Origin of the sequence: Streptomyces hamibioticus, assembly GCF_047946815.1 — a bacterium.
In the GTDB taxonomy this organism is placed as follows: domain Bacteria; phylum Actinomycetota; class Actinomycetes; order Streptomycetales; family Streptomycetaceae; genus Streptomyces.
This window is the reverse complement of record NZ_JBKKQY010000001.1, coordinates 465,012-484,092: the sequence shown is the minus strand read 5'-3', so window position 1 is coordinate 484,092 and position 19,081 is coordinate 465,012. Positions and strand designations below refer to the sequence as shown.

17 protein-coding genes and 1 pseudogene are annotated in these 19,081 nt (G+C 71.3%); 9 read left to right on the top strand and 9 right to left on the bottom strand.

Annotated features, from left to right (window positions below):
* Positions 1-137: 137 nt before the first annotated feature.
* Both ACLGIH_RS02125 and ACLGIH_RS02120 read right to left on the bottom strand, forming a co-directional pair.
* Entirely contained in the window at positions 138-641 is a 504-nt protein-coding gene (locus tag ACLGIH_RS02125; protein ID WP_416523477.1) for a nucleoside deaminase, read from the bottom strand.
* Positions 642-860: 219 nt separating this feature from the next.
* Positions 861-2,687: a carbamoyltransferase C-terminal domain-containing protein gene (locus tag ACLGIH_RS02120; RefSeq protein WP_416523476.1), complete on the bottom strand. Its 1,827-nt coding sequence runs from the start codon at positions 2,685-2,687 to the stop codon at positions 861-863.
* A gap of 909 nt (positions 2,688-3,596) precedes the next feature.
* Between ACLGIH_RS02120 and ACLGIH_RS02115 the strand changes: the two genes are divergently transcribed.
* Positions 3,597-3,977 (top strand): DUF1330 domain-containing protein, encoded by a 381-nt coding sequence (locus ACLGIH_RS02115; RefSeq protein WP_416523475.1) that lies wholly within the window; start codon positions 3,597-3,599, stop codon positions 3,975-3,977.
* Positions 3,978-4,112: 135 nt separating this feature from the next.
* Here the strand turns inward: ACLGIH_RS02115 and ACLGIH_RS02110 are convergent, their stop codons facing one another.
* Positions 4,113-4,979 carry an ANTAR domain-containing protein gene (locus tag ACLGIH_RS02110; RefSeq protein WP_416523474.1) on the bottom strand — a complete coding sequence of 289 codons (867 nt, stop codon included), beginning with the start codon at positions 4,977-4,979 and terminating at the stop codon, positions 4,113-4,115.
* 245 nt (positions 4,980-5,224) lie between these two features.
* Here ACLGIH_RS02110 and ACLGIH_RS02105 point away from each other — a divergent pair, with 245 nt between their 5' ends.
* Together ACLGIH_RS02105 and ACLGIH_RS02100 are read left to right on the top strand one after the other, a co-directional pair.
* Positions 5,225-5,662: a GNAT family N-acetyltransferase gene (locus ACLGIH_RS02105; protein ID WP_416523473.1), complete on the top strand. Its 438-nt coding sequence runs from the start codon at positions 5,225-5,227 to the stop codon at positions 5,660-5,662.
* A 381-nt stretch (positions 5,663-6,043) separates the two neighbouring features.
* On the top strand, positions 6,044-6,247 hold the full coding sequence (locus ACLGIH_RS02100) for a cold-shock protein (protein WP_416523472.1): 204 nt from the start codon (positions 6,044-6,046) through the stop codon (positions 6,245-6,247).
* A gap of 143 nt (positions 6,248-6,390) precedes the next feature.
* Here ACLGIH_RS02100 and ACLGIH_RS02095 read toward each other — a convergent pair whose 3' ends face one another.
* From ACLGIH_RS02095 to ACLGIH_RS02085, 3 genes are all read right to left on the bottom strand, one after another.
* Positions 6,391-7,530, bottom strand: coding sequence for a site-2 protease family protein (locus ACLGIH_RS02095; protein ID WP_416523471.1), 1,140 nt, complete (start codon positions 7,528-7,530; stop codon positions 6,391-6,393).
* 76 nt (positions 7,531-7,606) lie between these two features.
* Positions 7,607-8,650: a TerC family protein gene (locus tag ACLGIH_RS02090; protein ID WP_416523470.1), complete on the bottom strand. Its 1,044-nt coding sequence runs from the start codon at positions 8,648-8,650 to the stop codon at positions 7,607-7,609.
* Positions 8,651-8,825: 175 nt separating this feature from the next.
* On the bottom strand, positions 8,826-10,094 hold the full coding sequence (locus ACLGIH_RS02085) for a protein kinase domain-containing protein (protein WP_416523469.1): 1,269 nt from the start codon (positions 10,092-10,094) through the stop codon (positions 8,826-8,828).
* Between the two features lie 749 nt (positions 10,095-10,843).
* Here ACLGIH_RS02085 and ACLGIH_RS02080 point away from each other — a divergent pair.
* From ACLGIH_RS02080 to ku, 3 genes and pseudogenes are all read left to right on the top strand, one after another.
* Positions 10,844-12,075, top strand: a pseudogene (locus ACLGIH_RS02080) (PP2C family protein-serine/threonine phosphatase).
* 58 nt (positions 12,076-12,133) lie between these two features.
* Complete coding sequence (locus ACLGIH_RS02075) at positions 12,134-13,057, top strand: coiled-coil domain-containing protein (protein WP_416523468.1); 924 nt, start codon at positions 12,134-12,136, stop codon at positions 13,055-13,057.
* A gap of 3 nt (positions 13,058-13,060) precedes the next feature.
* Positions 13,061-14,071: a non-homologous end joining protein Ku gene (gene ku / locus ACLGIH_RS02070; protein ID WP_416523467.1), complete on the top strand. Its 1,011-nt coding sequence runs from the start codon at positions 13,061-13,063 to the stop codon at positions 14,069-14,071.
* Positions 14,072-14,230: 159 nt separating this feature from the next.
* Here the strand turns inward: ku and ACLGIH_RS02065 are convergent, their stop codons facing one another.
* Entirely contained in the window at positions 14,231-15,109 is an 879-nt protein-coding gene (locus ACLGIH_RS02065) for a potassium channel family protein (RefSeq protein ID WP_416523466.1), read from the bottom strand.
* A gap of 271 nt (positions 15,110-15,380) precedes the next feature.
* Between ACLGIH_RS02065 and ACLGIH_RS02060 the strand changes: the two genes are divergently transcribed.
* Positions 15,381-16,838, top strand: coding sequence for an alpha/beta hydrolase family protein (locus tag ACLGIH_RS02060; protein ID WP_416523465.1), 1,458 nt, complete (start codon positions 15,381-15,383; stop codon positions 16,836-16,838).
* Between the two features lie 21 nt (positions 16,839-16,859).
* Here ACLGIH_RS02060 and ACLGIH_RS02055 read toward each other — a convergent pair whose 3' ends face one another.
* Entirely contained in the window at positions 16,860-16,958 is a 99-nt protein-coding gene (locus ACLGIH_RS02055) for a CGNR zinc finger domain-containing protein (protein ID WP_416529263.1), read from the bottom strand.
* On the opposite strand from ACLGIH_RS02055, the gene ACLGIH_RS02050 reads away from it, so the two are divergent.
* Positions 16,957-17,307 (top strand): hypothetical protein, encoded by a 351-nt coding sequence (locus tag ACLGIH_RS02050; protein WP_416529569.1) that lies wholly within the window; start codon positions 16,957-16,959, stop codon positions 17,305-17,307. The two genes, ACLGIH_RS02055 and ACLGIH_RS02050, sit on opposite strands and share 2 nt — an antisense overlap.
* Before the next feature lie 492 nt (positions 17,308-17,799).
* Positions 17,800-18,144, top strand: coding sequence for a MerR family transcriptional regulator (locus ACLGIH_RS02045; protein ID WP_416523464.1), 345 nt, complete (start codon positions 17,800-17,802; stop codon positions 18,142-18,144).
* 126 nt (positions 18,145-18,270) lie between these two features.
* Here the strand turns inward: ACLGIH_RS02045 and xdhC are convergent, their stop codons facing one another.
* Positions 18,271-19,080: a xanthine dehydrogenase accessory protein XdhC gene (gene xdhC, locus ACLGIH_RS02040; RefSeq protein ID WP_416523463.1), complete on the bottom strand. Its 810-nt coding sequence runs from the start codon at positions 19,078-19,080 to the stop codon at positions 18,271-18,273.
* Between the last annotated feature and the right edge of the window lies 1 nt (position 19,081).

Sequence of the window (19,081 nt, the reverse complement as noted above, 5' to 3'; positions counted from 1 at the left end):
CACCGCTGCCCGGAGCGTCGTCGGCCTGCCCGCGGCGGTCGGATGACTGCCAGGGACAGGCCGGCGGGTTCTGTTTGCACGCGGGCTCCCGTTGGGACCTCGGGAGCCCGGCGTTCCTCTCTTGCCCCGGGCCCCCGTCAGTAGGCGATGCGGTCGGCCTTGGCCAGCCACGTGTCGAACGGCTGCGTGCGGTTGGGCAGGTCCAGGTGCTCGACCGTCACGGGCCACATGGAGTGCGGCCGCTTCTCGAACAGGTCGTAGAACTTGCGGTCGTCGAACCCGGCCACCGCGGCGTCGTGCCGGTCGGCGGAGTAGACGACCCGGTCGACGCGCGCCCACAGGGAGGCGGACAGGCACATCGGGCACGGCTCGCACGAGGTGACCAGGACGCAGCCTTCGAGGGAGAAGGTGTTCAGCTCCTTGCAGGCGGCGCGCATCGCGCTGACCTCGGCGTGCGCGACGGGGTCCAGGGTGGCGGTGACCTGGTTGTTACCGGTGGCGACGACCTCGCCGTCCTTGGCGATGAGGGCGCCGAACGGACCGCCGCCGCGGGTCACGCTCGTGGTGGCCAGGTCGATCGCCTGCTCCATCCAGATGCGCTCGGAGTCCTGGATGCCGGCTTCCGGGGTCTGCGTGGTCATGATCGCTCCTTCGGGGAGATGAGGTGGGTGGTGGGGTGCTGCGGCCCGCGCGGAACGGCGCACCGGCAGCAGGTCAGGGGTGTGGTCGGGCGCCGCACAGCTGTTCCGGCGGCACCGGGGTGCGGTGGGAGCCGTCGGGACGCAGAGGGCTGCCGCCGCTGCCGCCGGTGACGGCTTCGCCGAGTCGCCGCGAGGTCCGGGACGGGGTGGTCCGAGTCCTCATCGGAAGGACTCCGTCTTGCTGACGAGGTGGTTGCCGAGCACGAGGTGATCGATCTCTGTGCCGAGGAAGCAGTCCAGAGCGTCGGTGGGTGCGCAGACGAGGGGTTCGCCCGCGACGTTGAAGTCGGCGTTGATCAGGCAGGGGACACCGGTGAGCCCGGCGAAGCGGCGCAGCAGGGCCGCGAGGCGGGGCGTGTGGCGGTCCGTGATGGTCTGGATGCGGGAGGTGCCGTCGACATGGGTGGCGCCGGGGATGACGGCGCGGAACTCGGGGCGCACGGGGAAGGCGAACGCCTTGTAGGGCGAGCGGGACTTGCGGCCCATGTCGAAGATCTTCGGCGCGTCCTCCTCGAGGACGAGGGGCGCGCACGAGTGGAACGGGTCCCGGTGCCCGCCCCTGTCGTCGATGATGTCCTTGATCTCCGGGAACTGCGGGTTCGCGAGGATGCTGCGGTGACCCAGTGCCCTGGGCCCGTGCTCGATCCGGCCCTCGAACCAGCCGATGGCGACCTTCCCGGTGAGCAGCCGCGCGACCCGGGAGACCACCTCCTCGTCGTCCAGCCGGCTCCAGGTCACACGGCCGGCGAACTCACCCAGGGCCTGCTCGATCGCAGCGTCGTCGTACTCCGGCCCCAGGTAGGGGGTGACCGGCGGCGCGGTCTTCCGCTCGGGGGTGTCCGCACCGTAGAAGTGGGCGTGGACCGCCGCGCCGAGGGCTCCCCGCTGTGGGACTCCGGTCGGCGCGCGCTGCACCCGGGCGAGGCCGTCCGGGGGGTTGAGCCAGGCGTGGACGGCGGCGCCGATGGTGAGGCCCGTGCCGCCCGCGCCGAAACTCACGTCCATGTCCTCGAACCGCGACCCCTCGAACAGCGGTGTGTTGTTGAGAGAGTTCAGTGCCACGCCGCCTTCGAACAGCAGCCGGCCCAGGTCGGTCCTGGCCTCCAGCGCGCGCACCTGGTGCCGGGTGACGGCGGTCAGCATCTGCTGTGCCGCGGCAGCCAGCCATGCCTTGTGCTCAAGGGTGTCCTCGAAGGGCCCGAAGTGCTTCTCGAACAGGGCACCGAGGTCGCGGTGCCCGTCGGGCGCGAGGGGCCTGCAGAAGGTGTAGCGGCCGTCGGCGTGCAACTGGACGATGTGCTCGAGGAACGGGTTCGGTGCGGGGGGCTCGGCGAACCCGGCCAGGCCCATGACCTTGTGCTCGTCCTTGTCGGGCACGAATCCGAGGTACCGCGTGATGGCGGCGAACAGCCGTCCGATCGAATACTCCGAGCCGATGGACGACTCTTCGAAGACGCGGATCCGGCCGTCGCGGATCTCTCCCGTCAGCGACGAGAACACTTCCGTGCGTCCGTCACTGACCAGGAACGCGGCATCCCTCATCCCCGCGATGTAGTAGCCGGTCATCGCGTGGGCGAGGTGCTGCGGGACGAACACCACCTGGTCCGGATCGGGAGTGGGACCGGTGCGTCCGGCGAAGCCGGTGAGGATCGCTTCAGGGCCGATGGCATCGCCGACCGGCTTGCTGAGGCCGCCGGCGAGAGCCCGCCCCGCCGAGGGCGTCATCGGCGCGCTCTCGATGCCGGACAGCGTCTGGTTCAGGGCCTCGGTGGAGAAGCGCCGGGGGACGGCGATGAGGTCGACGTCGGAGAACGTCAGCCCGGCCTGGTCGAGGCACCACTGCACGGCGTTGACCGGGAAGTCGGTCGTCTTCTCCGCCCGGTTGAGGCGCTGCTCTCCCACGGCGGCGACCAGTTCACCGTCCACCAGCAGCGACGCACCCGCGTCGTGGCCGAGCAGGCGGCCGTCGCACCCCAAGACGATCATGACACGTCCCTTGGCTGCTCGTCGGCCACGAGGGCGCGGACGATCTCTCCGGCTGCGGGGGTCTGGCGCGGCCCCCGGCCGGAGGATCCCGCCGCGTACGGGAAGGACCGGGAGGGATCCCGGCCGGACGGCGTCTCGGTCACGACTCTCCCCCTCGCTCGACAGGACATCAGGGAGATGGAGCAGTCCGTGGACCGGCACTCCCTCCTGTGTCAGGTAGGAGGGAGTCCACGGTGCCCATCTCTGCCTCGCTGCAACGCGTCTCGCTTCGTTGCACCGTGCACGAGGAGTACACAGTCAAGGGAGTAGACTCAGCCAGGCGTGGAAGACATGAAAGCGGCCACCGGACACAGCGCGATCTTTGTAGGGATCTACAAGAGCCGGCCAGTCCTGCGGCCTGAGGAAACTCCCAATGCGCCTGTATCGGTCCGTGGCGAGACCGGCGTCGACGGGCTGTTGTGACTGGCGGGGCTGCCATGACCGGCGTGACGGGGCGGGAGCCGCCCTGGCGTGCACATGCCGTGGAGGTACGGGCAGTGCCGTGCCGGTCCGGCAACCATCGACGACCCGGTTCCCGGCCGCGCGGGCTGAATCCCGGGAGGCGGGCGAGAGTCGACTTCCGGCCAGAGGGTCGCGTACGCCGTACGGGACGGCGCCCGGGCTGCCGAGGCGGGGCCGGATTGACCGGTGGCTGTTTCCGGGGGCCCGACCGAGGCGCAGGGTCTGCCCCCATGCTCGTCCCTGCCTGCCTGCCTGCCTGCCTGCCGAGCAGCGAACCCTGTTCCGGCGACGCCCGTTGAAGCCGGTCACAGTCGGGCGTGAGGTCATGCCGACCCCTACATACCATCCGGTATGCTCGGCGCGCTGCCACTTCCGTGTGGGCGGCAACTCTCACGAAGGGGGCATTCCATGGCGATCGACCCCGCGGGCGCGGATCTGAAGCGCCTGCTGTCCGAGGATCCCGGCGGTCCGGTAGTGATGCTCAACCTCCTCCGCTTCGCCCCGGAAGGCAGGCCGCTCTACCAGGAGTACGCGCGGCATCTCGAGAAGACGTTCCTGCCCCGTTACGGCGGGCAGGTGCTGTACGCCGGTACGGGGGACACGCCGCTGGTCGCCGAGGAGGGTCAGGCCTGGGACGCGGTGATCCTCGTCCGGTACCCCAGCCGCGAGGCCTTCAGCCGCATGGTCGCCGACCCGGAGTACCAGGCCGTCACCGAGCTGCGGACCCGCGCGCTGGCCGAGGCGGTGCTGCAGCCCACCACAAAATGGCGTGCCGCCGACGGCCTCTAGGCGCAGGAGCGGCCGCTGGGCACGAGAGCAGCCGGCGGTGACGGCGGTGCCGCCTCTCTCCTCGGCCCGCCCGCCGAGGACGGCTTGTGCGACGCGTGCGGCCCCGTCCTGACTTCCCGAAGAGACGGCCCCCGGTCAGTCCCGCGCGGTGGTGGCGGTGGCGTGGAGTTGCTCCAGGGCGTCCAGGACGACGGTGTGCCAATGCCAGGCCAGCCAGCGCCCCACGTCCGTCCCGGTCTGCTGCAGCGCTGCGAGCTGCGCGGCGCTGAGGCGGGTCAGGGGACGTTCGTGGTGGGAGGAGGCCATGCCCAGCACCGTTCCCTTGCCGTCCACGAGGGGGACGCTGTGGGCGGCCCGGCTGCCTGCTTGGAGGATGGCGTACCGGGACGCGTCGTCGAAGACGGCCGCGGTCGCCACGTCCCGCACGGTGACCTGCCGACGCTCTGCCGCCGCCTGCGAGCAGGCGGTGGTGGAGTCGTCGACGAAGGCGAAGAAGTCGGTGAAGTACTTGTTGAGGCCCCTGTGCCGGGCCAGGCGCAGTCGGCCGCCGTCCGCGAGCTGGATGTTGCCCATGGGTGTCTGCGTGATCGTCAGCACCCGGTCCAGCGCCGCCCCGAGGACGGCTCCCTGGCTGCCGCGTGAACCGTGGTCCACCACGACGCCGGGCAGCCGGGGCGGGCCGTGGCGCCTCCGGCCGGGGAACCAGACGGCCGCGCCGCGGTCGGGGCCGGGCATGCGGACCACGGCGTCCGCCATCGTGTGGAGCTTGACGTTGCACCGCTGCGAAACGGCCTTCAGCAGCCCCAGGGCTTCATCGGCACTGCCGAGGCGGTAGCGCTCGGCCACCACGTCCTGGGCGCGGGACACGCACTCGTGGCCCAGCTTCCGGTTGCGCAGATCGAGTTCTTCCTGCGGCAACTGCACAGCGTTGCCGTCGAGACCGGAGCGGGACGGTGTCACCGGCGTGACCGTCTCATCCGGTAGCCGGGGAAGCTGATTCATGGGACGGCTCCTATGCGGGACGGCAGGCAGGACAGCACAAGCCGCGGGCAGGCCTCGCCGGACCTGCCGCGGTGCAGCGCCTGCTTCCCAAGCACTCCGGTCCGAGCGTAACCAGAACGACGACCGCGGGGCGAGGGAACCGGCGGACGCCGGTCCCGGTGATGGATAGGCACCGGGCGGTGTCCGCAAGGAACACCTCTCCGGACTGAGCGGGGCCTCCGCGGGGCTTCGGTAGGGCCACGATCATGAGCGTTGAGGTGCAGGTGGTCCGGGAGGCGACGGACGAGGTGGTCGAGGCGGTCGCGCGCCTGGTGCCGCAGCTCTCGAGTACGGCGAGGGAACCCGACCATGAGTCGGTGACAGGGCTGCTGCGCAGTGATGCCAACACCCTTCTGCTGGCTCGGGTCAACGGCCGGGCGGTCGGCATGCTCAGTTTGATCATGTTTCCGTTGCCGTCGGGTCTGCGGTGCCGGATCGAGGACGTCGTGGTCGACCGGACGGCCCGTGGACATGGCGTCGGAGCGGCCTTGACCGCGGAGGCACTGCGCCTGGCCGAGGCGGCCGGGGTGCGGACGGTCGATCTGACCTCGCGTCCGTCTCGCCAGGCGGCGAACCGACTGTATGAGCGGCTGGGATTCGAGGGCCGCGACTCCACCGTCTATCGCTACCTCGTGCAGCCGTAGCCGTGCAGGCGTGGGCGGCCGCCGAAAGGCACGGCCGGACGCGGGCACCGCAGGGTGGCCCCGGGGCGGCTCTCGCCCGGCGGGTCACCCCGCCTCGCTCTTCGCAGCCATGTGGCCGCGGGCTGAAGGAGGGCACCGATCGCCGTCACTGCGCGTTGCCTTTGATGTGCTCTGCGGGGGCGGGAATGATTCCGGCAGCACTCTGGTTGTACGAGGCGGTCGCAGTTTTGTTCGTGTGTTTGTGCCAGTCGCATGCTCGCAGAGAACGATGTTGCGGGCGCGAAGCTTGCCTTCCAGGTCGCTGGAGCAGCCGCGTCGTGAACCGGCCGGGAGTCCCGCACGGTGCGAGGCCCCCTAACCCAGCCCCTGTAAGGAGCAGCCATGACTCAGGGAACCGTCAAGTGGTTCAACGCCGAGAAGGGCTTCGGCTTCATCGCCCAGGCCGACGGTGGCGCGGACGTCTTCGTGCACTACTCGGAGATCGACAGCTCGGGCTTCCGCAGCCTGGAGGAGAACCAGCGCGTGGAGTTCGACATCGTGCAGGGTCCCAAGGGCCCGCAGGCCTCCCGCGTCCGCGCGCTGTAAGGACACGGGACCGACAGGCCGCGCCCACCGAGGCCGAGGTCTGAAGAGGATCCGCAGGGAAGGGGAGCCAGCACCCACCGGTGCCGGCTCCCTTTTCGCGTTCGCGCAGCAGTACGTCAGTACGAGGGGGTGGCCGGGCCGGGTCAGAACGCCCGGTGCCGCCACGATGAGGACGAGGACAGCCACGTGGTGACGCGGCTGACGTCGGAACTGGTGACCATCCCCGCGACCCGGCCGTTCTCGACCGCCAGGGCGCGGTGTGCCGGGCTGCTGTCCAGCGCGGGCAACACACTCACGAGCGGATCGTCGGGGTGCGGGGTGGGGATCTCCTCGACCGGAATCATCACCGAGGTGACGGGCAGGTCCCGCTCGATGTCCGGAACGCCGGCGGCGGTCTTGACGCTCACCAGCCCGACGGGGTGCTGCTCCGCGTCCAGCACGGGGAACGCGGAGTGCCGGTAGCGGTACTCCGGTGCCGCGAGGAACTGGGCCACGGTGACGGAGGCGGGCACGGTGACGGGGTCGCGCCCCATTGCCTGGCGCACCGGGACACCGCTCAGCAGCTCCCGCAGTTTCGCCTGACCGCTCTCCGCGGTCGCCATGGCGATGAGGAACCAGCCGATGACGGCGAGCCACAAGCCGCTGAAGACGGCACCGAACAGGAGGAGGTACAGGCCGACGCCGATCAGCACCCAGCCCAGCGCCCGCCCGGCCCCGGTCGCCACCACGGTCGCGCGCAGCGGGTTGCCCGTCCTGCGCCACACCAGCGCCCGCAGCAGTCGCCCGCCGTCCAGCGGGGCGGCGGGCAGGACGTTGAAGACGGCCAGCAGGAGGTTGATGCCCGCGAGCCACGCGAGCGTCTCGACGACGAGTCCGGGCCCGTACAGGGCCCCGAACAGCCACGTGAGGCCCCCGAAGAACACGCCGAGCAGCAGGCTGACCAGCGGGCCCACCCCGGCGATGCGCACCTCCGCGGCCGGGGTGGCGGCTTCGCTCTTCAAGCGGGCGATGCCTCCCAGGAGCCACAGGGTGATGTCGTCGACCTCCACGCCGTTGCGGCGGGCCACCAGGGCGTGGCTCAGCTCGTGGGCCAGCAGCGACAGCAGGAAGACGAACGCGCCGAGCAGCCCGGTGAGCCAGTACTGCCAGGCAGCCCGGTCCGGATAGGCGTCGGGGAACCGGCCCGCGAGGCCCAGGGCGAGTACGAGGACGATGACCAGCACGCTCCAGTGCACGCCGATCCGGATGCCGGCCACGCGCCCGAGCGAGAATGTCGCCTTCACGACCGATGCGCCTCCCTGCCGAGCCTGCCGCGTACTCTTCCGGGTTCCATGCAGCCGGCACCTCACCCCTGTTCCGTCAGCGGGACTGTCCCGGGCCCGGTTCACTCCGGGCCGCCTCGGTTTTGTCGGAGGCCCCGGTTTCGTCGGGGGCCTCGGTGTCATCGGGGGACCCGGCGCCGTCGGAGGCCCCGGTGTCGTCCGAGGGCGCAGGACGCACCACGCTGAGCAGGATCGAGGCGGCCAGGACGATGACGACGACGGAGAGGCTGACCAGCGCGTGCACCTCGGGAATGCTGGTGCTGATGATCTTGTGGGACGCCTGCAGGATCAGCTTGACGCCGATGAAGGCGAGGATCAGCGCCAGGCCCTTGCTGAGGTAGTGGAAGCGGTCCAGCAGGCCGGCGAGCAGGAAGTACAGGGCACGCAGACCGAGGATGGCGAAGGCGTTGCTGGTGTAGACGATGAAGAGATCACTGCTGACGCCCAGGACGGCGGGCACGCTGTCGACGGCGAAAACAAGGTCGGCGCCCTCCACCGCGGCGACGACGGCGAGCAGCGGGGTGGCGACGCGCTTGCCGGCCTCCTTGACGAAGAACCGGTTCCCCGCGTAGTCGTCCCGGACGGGGACGACCTTGCGCAGCAGCCGCACGGCGACGCTCCTGCCCGGATCGACGCTGTCGTCCTCCTTCTTGAGGATCTTGTACGCGCTGTAGAAGAGGAAGGCGCCGAAGACGAACAGGACGGCGGTGAAGCGGCTGACCACCGCCACGCCCGCGGCGAGGAAGAGACCGCGGAAGACCAGGGCCCCGAGGACACCGAGGAACAGAACGCGGTGCTGGTACTCACGGGGCACCTGGAAGTAGCCGAAAATCAGTGCGAAGACGAAGAGGTTGTCGACGGACAGGCTCTTCTCCAGCAGCCACGCGGTCGTGTACTCGACCCCGGCACCCGTACCCACGACGAGGAAGACGACCAGGCCGAAGGCGAGCGCCAGCCCCACCCAGACCGCGCTCCAGACGGCGGCCTCCTTGAAGCCGATGACGTGCGCCTTCCGGTGCGCCAGCAGGTCGACGGCCAGGGCCACCACGACGGTGACGGCGAAGACCACCCATAGCCACATCGGTACCTCGTACACAGTTCACCCTTTCTCGAAGCCGCCGCCGCTCGTCCACGTGCTGCACCGAGCGGAGCCCGAAGCCGTTCTGCCGACGACGAGTGCCCGCGCTGCGCCCTCATCCTCATCGGCGGCGGACACGGAAACGGAATGCCGCGGCCGGCGCATCGCAGGAATGCGGCTAACGGGCACCCAGTTCCCTGGCCAGGGACTGCGCCTCGTCCTGGGTGAAGTTGCCGGCGATCTGCACCTGGCCCCCGGTGATGGCCTCCGCGACGGCGGGCGCACTGACGAGACGGTCCCCGAGGACGACGGCGATCTGGTTCTTCGGCGACCGGCGTTGCGCCGCCCGCTCGCTGAGCGCCGCGAACCGTTCGGCGTCTCCGTCCCGGAACCGCGTCTGGATCATCCAGCCGGCGGACTGCTCGTCCAACTCGGCCCGCGCCTCCCGGAGCTGCCGCACGGTCATCCGGTCCCCGGCCCGCGTGGAGATGCGGAAGCACGCTCCCAACGACGCGGAGTGGAAGGTGGGTGGTGGGAGTTGGTCCGTGCACTCGCCCGTCTCGCTCTGCTCCACCAGGGCCATCCGGACGTCCTGCCGTACCGCTGCCGGCGTGTCCTCACCGTCCGGTTGCAGGGCGTACACGACACCGCCCCCGGCGAGCAGCGCCACCAGGGCAACGCCGGCCCACAGCCCGGCACGGGCGCGGCGGAAGGGCGGCGGAGAGGACGGCGTGGGCAGGCGGCGGGTGGCGTCGCCGCCGGACGGGGTGCGTTCGGTGGCCGCGTCGGGGTCGATCCGCCGCTCGGCCGCGTCGGCCTCCTCGGTACGGCGCCGACGGTGCTGCTCGATCGCGCCGGACCAGCCCGGCGGCAGCCAGTCGGTGGCACCACGGGCCTGCGGGCGCTCGGCGAGCACGGGGCCGACCTGGGCCGGCAGACGCCGCAGGGCGGGGCGCGCGGCGGGGTCCAGAGCGAGGCAGGGCAGGATCAGGGCGGCCAGTTCGCCGGGGAGACCGGACGGATCGAGATCGCCCTCGGCCGCCCGTACCAGCTGTTCGATCGCCGTGCCCTGGCCCATGTCACGGTACGGGCTGCGGCCCGTGGCCAGGTGGAAGAGCGTGACGCCCAGGGAGAAGACGTCGGAGGCCGCGGTCGTCGGCTCGCCCCGGGCCTGTTCGGGCGCGGCGAAGGCGATGGTGCCGAGGGCGGCCCTGGTACGGGTGACATCGGCGGCCTGGGAGATCCCGAAGTCGATCACACGGGGACCGTCCTCGGGCAGCAGGACGTTGGACGGCTTGACGTCACGGTGGACGAGCCCCGCGGTGTGCATGCTGACCAGCGCCTCGACCATCCCGGCCGCCACCCAGTGCAGGCCGGGTGACGGCAAGGGCCCCTGGAAGGCGACCAGTTCGCGCAACGACGGGGCCGGAACGTATTCGGTGGCCACCAGGGGACGGAGGCGTCGGCGTCCACGACACTGGCGGTGTACAGGCCGCGCACGCGCCGGGCGAGCGCGACCTCACGGGCGAACCGGCGGCGGTCGGCGTCCGGGACGGTGCCGTCGCCGGCCGTGGCCAGCAGCGTCTTGACGGCGACGGTCCGGCCGCCGGGGGAGCGGGCCAGGTACACGCGTCCCATTCCGCCGCTGGCCAGCTCGGCGAGAAACCGTGTACGGCCCGATCCGCCCGCCGGGGCGCACGGCCCCCGTCCACTCCGCCCGCACCGGCGCTTCCCCCGTCCCCCTCGGCCACGACGGGCCGCGCTCCCGCCAACGCGGCACAGCCTAGTGGGACCGCCGGCCGCACGGAGGGGCACGAACGGACCCGGCCGCTGCGCAGGGCCCGCCCGGTGGTCGGGCAACCCGCCACGGCCCCGGTCTCCCCGCAGGCCAGCCGAGCGGCAGGAGGCCTCGTACGGACACCCGACGCCGGTGAATCGGGTGGCCGGTCGGCGCCGAGTCCCGCAGTACGCCGGGCCCGCACAGCAGACCTCACCGGCCGTTCAGGTTCGTGACGAGGTGAACACGGAGGCGCTGAGCGCACAGTGGGCCGACCTTCATGTCGTTCCCGGTCACTCCCGGCATGACATTCCCGAACGCACACGCGACCACCATCACTTACCGTGACGGACCACGGATTGACGGCCCCTGCGGAGGCTCCCAAGCTGGGAGGAGGGCCGGTGGAAGGGACTGTGGCCATGAGTGGACAGAGTGAACTTCCCCGGCTGCTGACCGCGGCGGAGACAGCGGCGCCGGTGGACGCCGTCGACGTCGTCGCGCAGGACCTGCGGCGGGCTTCGAGGCGACCAGGGCCTCCTTCCTCATCGTGGACCTGACGGGCAAGGCGGTGGCGCGGCTGTCCACCGCCGGGTCCGTGGGGAGCGGGCCGCAAGCCGAGCGGATCCCCATGTTCGGCAGCGTCTACGAACAGGTGGTCCGTACGCAGCGGCTGTACCGGGAGGCGGCCGGCCAGGGACAGCGGGTGATCGTGCCGGTCACCAACCGGGGAGACGCGATCGGGCTGCTGGAACTGGTCCTGCCGGCCCACCCCGGCGAGGAGATCCTGGACGCGATCAGTGAAGCCGCCCACGCCCTGGCCTACATCGTGATCGCCAACGGGCGCTTCACCGACCTCTACACCTGGGGCAAACGGCCCCGGCCCCCCACCCTGGCAGCGGAGATCCAGTACCAGCTGCTGCCTCCCTCCCCGTCCTGCGAGGCCGCGCAGTTCACCCTGTGCGGGAACCTGTGGCCCTCCGAGGATCTCAGCGGCGACACGTTCGACTACGCCCTGAACCGCGACACCCTGCACGTGTCGGTGACCGACCCCATGGGCCACGACATCGATTCCGCCCTGGCCGCCACGGTCCTCGTGGGCGCCCTGCGCGGCGCCCGCCGCGCGGGAACCGGTCTGGCCGAACAGGCCCGCCTGGCCGACCGGGCCCTGGTCGATCACGGCCCCGGTCACGCCACCGGGCAACTGCTGCGCATCGATCTCCGCACCGGCCGGGCCCAGCTCGTCAACGCCGGTCACCCCTGGCCACTGCGCCTGCGCAAGGGGGTGGTGGAGGAGATCGCCTGCGAGGTGGACCTTCCCTTCGGTCTCTCCGGGATCGGGCCCCACCCCTACCGTGTCCAGGACATCGATCTGCGCCCCGGTGACCGTCTGCTCATGCTGACCGACGGCATGCTGGAAGGTCATGGGGAGAAGGCCGACGTCCCCGCCCTGCTGGAGCGTACCCGGGACCTGCATCCGCGGGAGGCCGCGCTGATGCTGACGACCGCGGTCCGGGAGGCCGCCGACGGCCGGCTCGGAGACGATGCCACCGTGATGTGCCTGGACTGGCACGGCCCGCAGGAGACCGAGCGGCATGTCAGCTCGGGCGCCGACACTCTCCAGGCGTCGGCCGCCCGGACGGCGGCACGGTAGCTATGAGCAGGTGAAATAGGCCATATATGGATATATGAGGTGATGGCCGGGAGGAAGAGTGGATCTGGAAACGGTCAGCGACGAGCTGTACGCCCTGCCGCCGAGCGAGTTCACCGCCGTCCGCGACGAGCGGTCCAAGGCCGCCCGCCAGGGCGGGGACCGCGACCTGGCCGAACAGATCCGCCGGCTGCGCCGACCCACCCAGGCGGCCTGGGCCAGCAACCTCCTGGTGCGCGAGCAGCCGGAAGAGGCCGAACGTCTGCTCCGTCTCGGCGACGCGCTGCGGCAGGCCCACCGGGACATGGACGGCGAGCAACTGCGTGCGCTCTCGGCCCAGCAGCGGCAGGTCACCTTCGCCCTGGCCCGGCAGGCCGGCCGGCTCACCGCCCGGGCCGGACAGCGCATCAGCGAGGATGCCCAGCGCGAGGTCCAGGAGACCCTGCACGCGGCCCTGGCCGATCCGAACGCCGCGCAGCAGTGGGCTCAGGGACGCCTGACCAGGCCGTTGAACACCCCGGTCGGTTTCCCCGCCCTCTCACCGGGTTCCGTTCCCGAGGCCCGGCCGCGCCCTGCCGGGGGCCGGGAGGGCGGTCCGGCCGGTGACGTGGCCGACCTGGACGCGGCACGTGCCCGACGCCGACGGCAGGAGGAGCACCTCCAGCGCGCCCGGCAGCAGGCCGAGGACGCCGAACACCGGCTGCGGGAGCGCGAAGCGGAGCTGTCCACCGCCGAGGAGGACGAGCGCCGGGCGGCAGCGGAGCAGCAGCAGGCGGAGCAGCGCCGGGCCGGTCTGGCCCGGCAGCTCAAGGAGGCCGAGACCGAGGAGCACCGGACTCGGGAGGCGGCCCGGGAGGCCCGCGACCGCCTCCGGGACGCGGACCGGGCCGTGCGGGAAGCCCGGCGCCGGGCGAAGGACGCCACCGCCCACGCCCGGCAGCTCGAGGAAAAGCGCAGCGGAGCCGGCGAGAAAGGCCAGGGATGAGCGATGGCACGAGCGATCTGGAGCGGGGTGCTCACCTTCGGGCTGGTCACCGTGCCGGTGCAGCTGTTCACCGCGACGGAGGACCACACCGTCCACTTCCGCCAGCTGCAGCGCGGCACCTCCGACCGCATCCGCTACCAGCGGGTGAACGAGAGGACCGGCGAGGAGGTGGACTACGACGAGATCGTCAAGGGCTACGACCTGGGCGGCGGCGACTACGTGATCGTCGAGCCGGACGAACTCGACGAGATCGCCCCCGGCAAGTCCCAGGTCATCGAGATCACCGGCTTCGTCGACCTGGACCGGATCGAGCCGGTCTACTTCCAGCGCACCTACTACCTCGCCCCCAAGGGAGAGGAGTACACGAAGGTCTACGAGCTGCTGCGGGCCGCACTGGAGAAGGAGAACAAGACCGGCATCGCCACCTTCGTGATGCGCAGCAAGCAGTACCTTGTCGCCCTTCGAGCACAGGAAGAGGTCCTGGTGCTGCACACGCTGCACTGGGCCGACGAGGTGCGCGACCCGCACGGTGAGCTTCCCCTGCTGCCCGACCACTCGGAGGCCACGGGCAAGGAGCTGCGGACGGCGCGGCAGCTGATCGGGGCACTGTCCATCGACTGGAGGCCCGAGGGCTACCACGACACCTACGAGGAGCGGGTGAAGGAGCTGGTCGAGGCCAAGGCCGACGGCAAGGAGATCGTCAGCGAGGAGGCCCCGCCGCAGGCCACCGACGTCATCGACCTGATGGAAGCCCTGCAGCGCAGCGTCGAACAATCCGGCAAGGGCCGGCAGCAGCCCTCCGGCAAACGGGGGAAGCCGAAGGAGCGGCCCGCCGACGGGCACGGAGACGGCAAGGCGAAGCGGCGCAAGGCCACCGGAAAGAGGGACCGGGGGAAACTGGAGCAGCTGAACAAGAGCGAGTTGTACGAGCGGGCCGGCCGGCTCGGCATCCCGGGCCGGTCCAGAATGAACAGGGACCAGCTCCTCAAGGCGGTCACCAAGGCCGCCTCCTGACGTGGTCGGCCGATCGACGGCCGCCCCTGCGGGCCACCGCGGAGCGGCAGCCACCGAGGCGCGCGGTCGTGCGCCGGCTGCCGGTACGTCGCGTCCCGTCCCTCTGCCGTCCCTCGGCCGCCGGCGGCTCCCGCAGAGCCCCGCCGCTGTCCGTACCGGTCATCCCCGGACGAGTGAACACCCGTGATCATGTGCGTAGGCGGCGAAGACGTCCATGAACGTGCCCTCCGCCTCCACGAACTGCCTGCGCAGGAGCGACGAGAACTCTTCCAGCGCGATGACCAGCATGGTGGCGCCCAACCGGACGTCAGCGCTGCGGGACGTCCGCCCCAGCAGGGCCAGGTCCCCTGCGTAGCCGATCATGGCAGCCAGGGACCGGCCTCCCTTGCCGTCGTGGAAGTAGTACGTCTCCGTGTGCTGGCTCAGGTCGACGGTGACGTGATTGACGTCGGCGGCCAGACTCTCCAGCAGCCCGGCCGTGAACGCCGCGTCCGGCGGTCCGCCGGCCTCGGCCGCTTTCCGCAGGGAGGCCAGCCGCAGGGCGAGGACGCGTCGACGGGTGACGGCGGGGTGGATCTGGCCCAGCCATGAGACGGCGGCCGTCAGCAGGGCGAACCCGATCAGGCCTTGCACGGGCGTGGCAAGGCGGAGCCAGCCCGTGGTGGGGACGACGTCCCCGAAGCCGAGCGTGCCCACCGTGACCAGGGACAGGTACAGAGCGTCCAGTACGTCGGACCGTTGCTCCGTCTCCAGGCCCGGGGCGAAGGAGAAACCTCCCGGCATGTGGGGCCAGTAGACCAGCGTCCAGCCCGTCACGATGATCGACGTCCACATCACCACCACCGTCGCCATCGCCGCGGGCCCCACCACGGCGGCGAGCCGGGCGGGAAAGCCGGAACGTCGGCTGATCCGCCACAGACTCGACGTCACGGACGTGCTGAGACCGCCGTGGCCCGACGGATGCCACAGGGTGTGGAACACGTCGCGCAACGCGACCGCGATGAGTGCTGCGCCGACCGCGGTGACCAACCAGCCCAAGATTTCCTCCTACGCTACGAGCCCGGTCCCCACCGGGTTCCCCGGATACCGGCCACCCGACCGCTGATCCACCCGCCCCGGCACACGGCCCGCTCCGCCGATCCGGCCGGAAGGAGGACGGAACGGACAAGGGGCCGGGCTCCCGCACGTGCCGACACCACGTTGCGCCACCCGTGCGGCTCGCGGATGAAGGTCACATCAGCCACAGGTCGCACACGGTCGCGTCCTGAGCTCGATGCCGCAGCGACGGCCGCGGATCCAGCATGGCCGTGTGACCGAGATACTGCCGGGGCCGCACATGTCCCTCCTGGAAATCGTCGTCGTGGTGGGTGCCGTCGCGCTGGTGACGGCCCGCTGGCTGCCCGAACGGATGCGCCGGCCGGCCGAGTCGGGCGCCGGGGCGATGGTGGTGACGTCCAGTACGGCGCTGGTCGTGGCGGGCCGCCTGCGCTGGCAACTGCTCCCCGTGGTGGCGGTGGCCGCCCTCGTCCTGTCGGTCGTCGTCGGGGCCGAACTGCGGGCGCGTCGCGGCAGGCCGCGGCGCCGGGCCCGATGGTGGGCGGCTGCGCCGGTGTCCCTGGCGTGCCTGTGCCTGGTCGCCGTCGGACCGGCCGCGTCCTGGGCCCTTCCCGAGCCCGAACTCCCTGCACCCTCCGGCCCGTTCGCCGTGGGCACCAGCGTGGTGCAGTGGACCGACGCCGACCGGCCCGAGGAGGCCACGGCCGACGCGGAGGACCGGCGCACCGTCGTGGTGCCGTTGTGGTACCCGGCGCGGAAGACCACGGCGGACGCGCGAAGTGCCGTGTACCTCGGGCGGACGGAGCGAGAGGCGGGCATCGTCTCCGACGCGCTCGCGAGCTACGTCGGCGTGCCCGGCTTCCTGCTTGACGGCCTGTCTCGCACCCGCACCCACGCGGTGGTCGACGCGCCGGTGGCAGAGGGAGGCGGACGCTTCCCGGTCGTGCTGTTCTCCCCGGGACTGGACGCCGTACGTACCCAGAACACGGCGTGGGCGGAGGAACTGGCCGGCCGCGGCTATGTCGTAGCGGCCCTCGACCACCCCTACGACTCGGCAGCCGTGGTCCTCGCCGACGGCAGGACCATCCGTACGAAGGTCGCCGCCACGGGCGACGCCGGCCGGGACGAGAAGCTGGCGGCCACCTGGACAGCGGTCCGGGCTGCCGACCTGAGCTTCGTCCTCACCCAGCTCGATCGCGTCGCCCGCGGTGAGATACCGGGGCCCGTGGGCGGGCGCATGGACCCGAGCGGCGTGGCCGCCACCGGCCACTCCCTCGGTGGGGGAGCCGCATTGCGGGCCGCTCGCCAGGACGGTCGGTTCGACGCCGTCGTCAACCTGGACGGCTTCCCGCACGACCCCGGCGCGAAGCCCTTCGCGCAACCAGTCCTGGCGCTCACCCAGGACGTCCGCCGGGACATCGACCCGGAGTACATCCCCAGCCTGACCCACATGCTGTCCCTGAGCACCGCGACCAGCTACCGGCTCACCGTCCCCGGCGCGGCACATCTCACGTTCACGGACGCGCCCCTCTACACGCCCCCGGTGGAGTCGGTCGTCGGCTCACTGGGCCGCACCGGCGGCCCCCGTCTCAGCGCCGCGGCCTCAGCCGCCTTCCTCGACACCACGCTGCGCGGCAGGCCCGGAGACCTGGCCACTGTGCTGCCCGCCTACGGCGACCTCACCGTCCACTCCCCGCGCAGCAGCCCCTGACCAGCGGCCCCGCACTGGCCGTCAGTCCCGGTGCCGGTGCCGGCGCCGGGCCGACCGGGCTCTGTTGCCGCATCCGATCGAGCACCAGGCCTGATCGTGCCGGCGGGACAGGAAGAACATGCCGCAGCTGGGCGCCGGACAGCGCCGCAGCCTGGCCTGGTCGGGACCGGCCGCCAGGACGAGGGCCTGCCGGGCCGCCGCCCCGGAGGCCGGTCCGCCGGCCTCCCACTCGACGAGCCGGCCGTTTCCTCCGACCTGGAACGTGACCGGGGCCGAAGCGGCGAGGCCATTCAAGGTCTTCAAGCTGACCACCCGCAGCCTGGCCCCGCAGGAACGCTGGACCGGCCTGCGCCGCCACTCCTTCCGGCCCCTCAGCACCCGCCGCTATCACCCCGGTCTCCACCGAGTGCGGCTCCAGGTCGACGGGCGGCTGTACGGGCTTGCCGACTTCACGCTCATCAGTCTGTGACCGGCGGGAGCCCCGGCCCGTGCCTTCGGGCCCGCCTCCCCTCGACCGGGTCTGAGTCCTGGAGAAAATCTATCGCCGCCACAGTAGACATTGGCTGGCCGCAGGGTTATTGTTTCTGACGTACCAAGAAGTCGATGAGGGCGCGGCAGAGACGAACTGCCGCGCAGTACGTCAAGCAGGACGCGGCCCGGCAGGGCCGGGCCGCGAGCAGTACCCGCGGTATCCAGCAGTACGACCGAGTAACCGAAAGTAAGGAGCAGAACGCCATCAGGATCGCCCGGACGAGGAAGAAGTCCGTCCGGGTACCGCAGGCCCCCGGATTGGAAGGTGGTCCCCGGTCACGCATCCGCGATCCCCGCAGCCCTGCCCTCCGAGGCGGAACCTGCGGACAAAGAAGGTCGGCACAGTGTGCCGGTAGATGGTGTTGCAAGCTCGGGGCCCGGATGCCGCACGGCATCCGGGCCCCCGACGCGTCCCCGAAAGAAGAGGTCTATGCCCTCTGGCAGTTCCCGTCCCGTCGACAACCTCGACGATGACGACTACCCCGCCTACACCATGGGCAGGGCCGCCGAGATGCTCGGCACCACCCCCGCCTTCCTCCGCGCCCTCGGCGAGCACCGCCTGATCACCCCCCTGCGCTCCGAGGGCGGCCACCGTCGCTACTCCCGCTACCAGCTGCGCATCGCCGCCCGCGCCCGCGAACTCGTCGACCAGGGGACCTCCATCGAGGCCGCCTGCCGCATCGTCATCCTCGAGGACCAGCTCGAAGAGGCCCAGCGCATCAACGAGCAACTGCGCACCCAGGTCAGCGACTCGCAGTCGAAGACAACGGCCTGACCACAGGATGCGCGGCGGACGGCCGCCGGCGTCGCGGAACAGGAGGCCGGCACAGGTGTGCCGAAAGGCGCCCCGTATGTGTGCGTCGCACACGCGCGGGGCGCCTTCGTCGGTCCGGTGGGAAGGTCAGCCCTCCTCGGTCTCGAAGGTGCGCAGCAGATCGGCGGCGACGCTCACGGCAATGGTCGCCGGTTCCTTGCCGGTGATGTCGGCCAGCCCGATCGGGGTCTTGATCCGATCGATGGTGGCCTCGTCGTGACCGCCCTCGGTGGTGAGGCGTTTGCGGAACCGCACCCACTTGGCCGCCGACCCGATCAGCCCGATGGAACCGAGATGGGTGGTGCGCAAGGCGGCGTCGCACAGAGCGGCGTCCTCGGCGTGATCATGAGTCATGATCAGGACGTGGGTGCCGCGCGGCAGCTCCGCCAGCACCTCCTCGGGCAGCAGCGGCGTGTGGTGCACGTGCACCTGTGCCACCGCGTCCGCCAGCACGTCGAGCCGTTCCTTGGTGAGGATCTCGGAGCGGCTGTCGATCAGATGCAGGTCGAGGTCCTGACGCGCCAGGATGCGCGCCAGTTCCAGCCCGACGTGCCCGACGCCGAAGATCGCCACCGCCCGTACCACCGGCAGAGGTTCGAGCAGTACCGACACCGTGCCGCCGCAGCACTGCACGCCGTGCTGGTTGACCACCTTGTCGTTCAGGGCGAAATCGATCAGCTCCGGCTCCGGCTTGGACGCGGCGATCATCTCCCGGGCCCGGTCGATCGCCACGGCCTCGACGTTGCCGCCACCGATCGAGCCCCACGTCTCGGTCTGCCCCACAACGAGTTTCGCACCGGCGTCGCGCGGGGCATGGCCGCGCACGGTCGCGACGGTCACCAGCACGCCGGACTCCCGGCGTGCCCGCAACCGTGCGACCGCGGCGACCCACGTCATG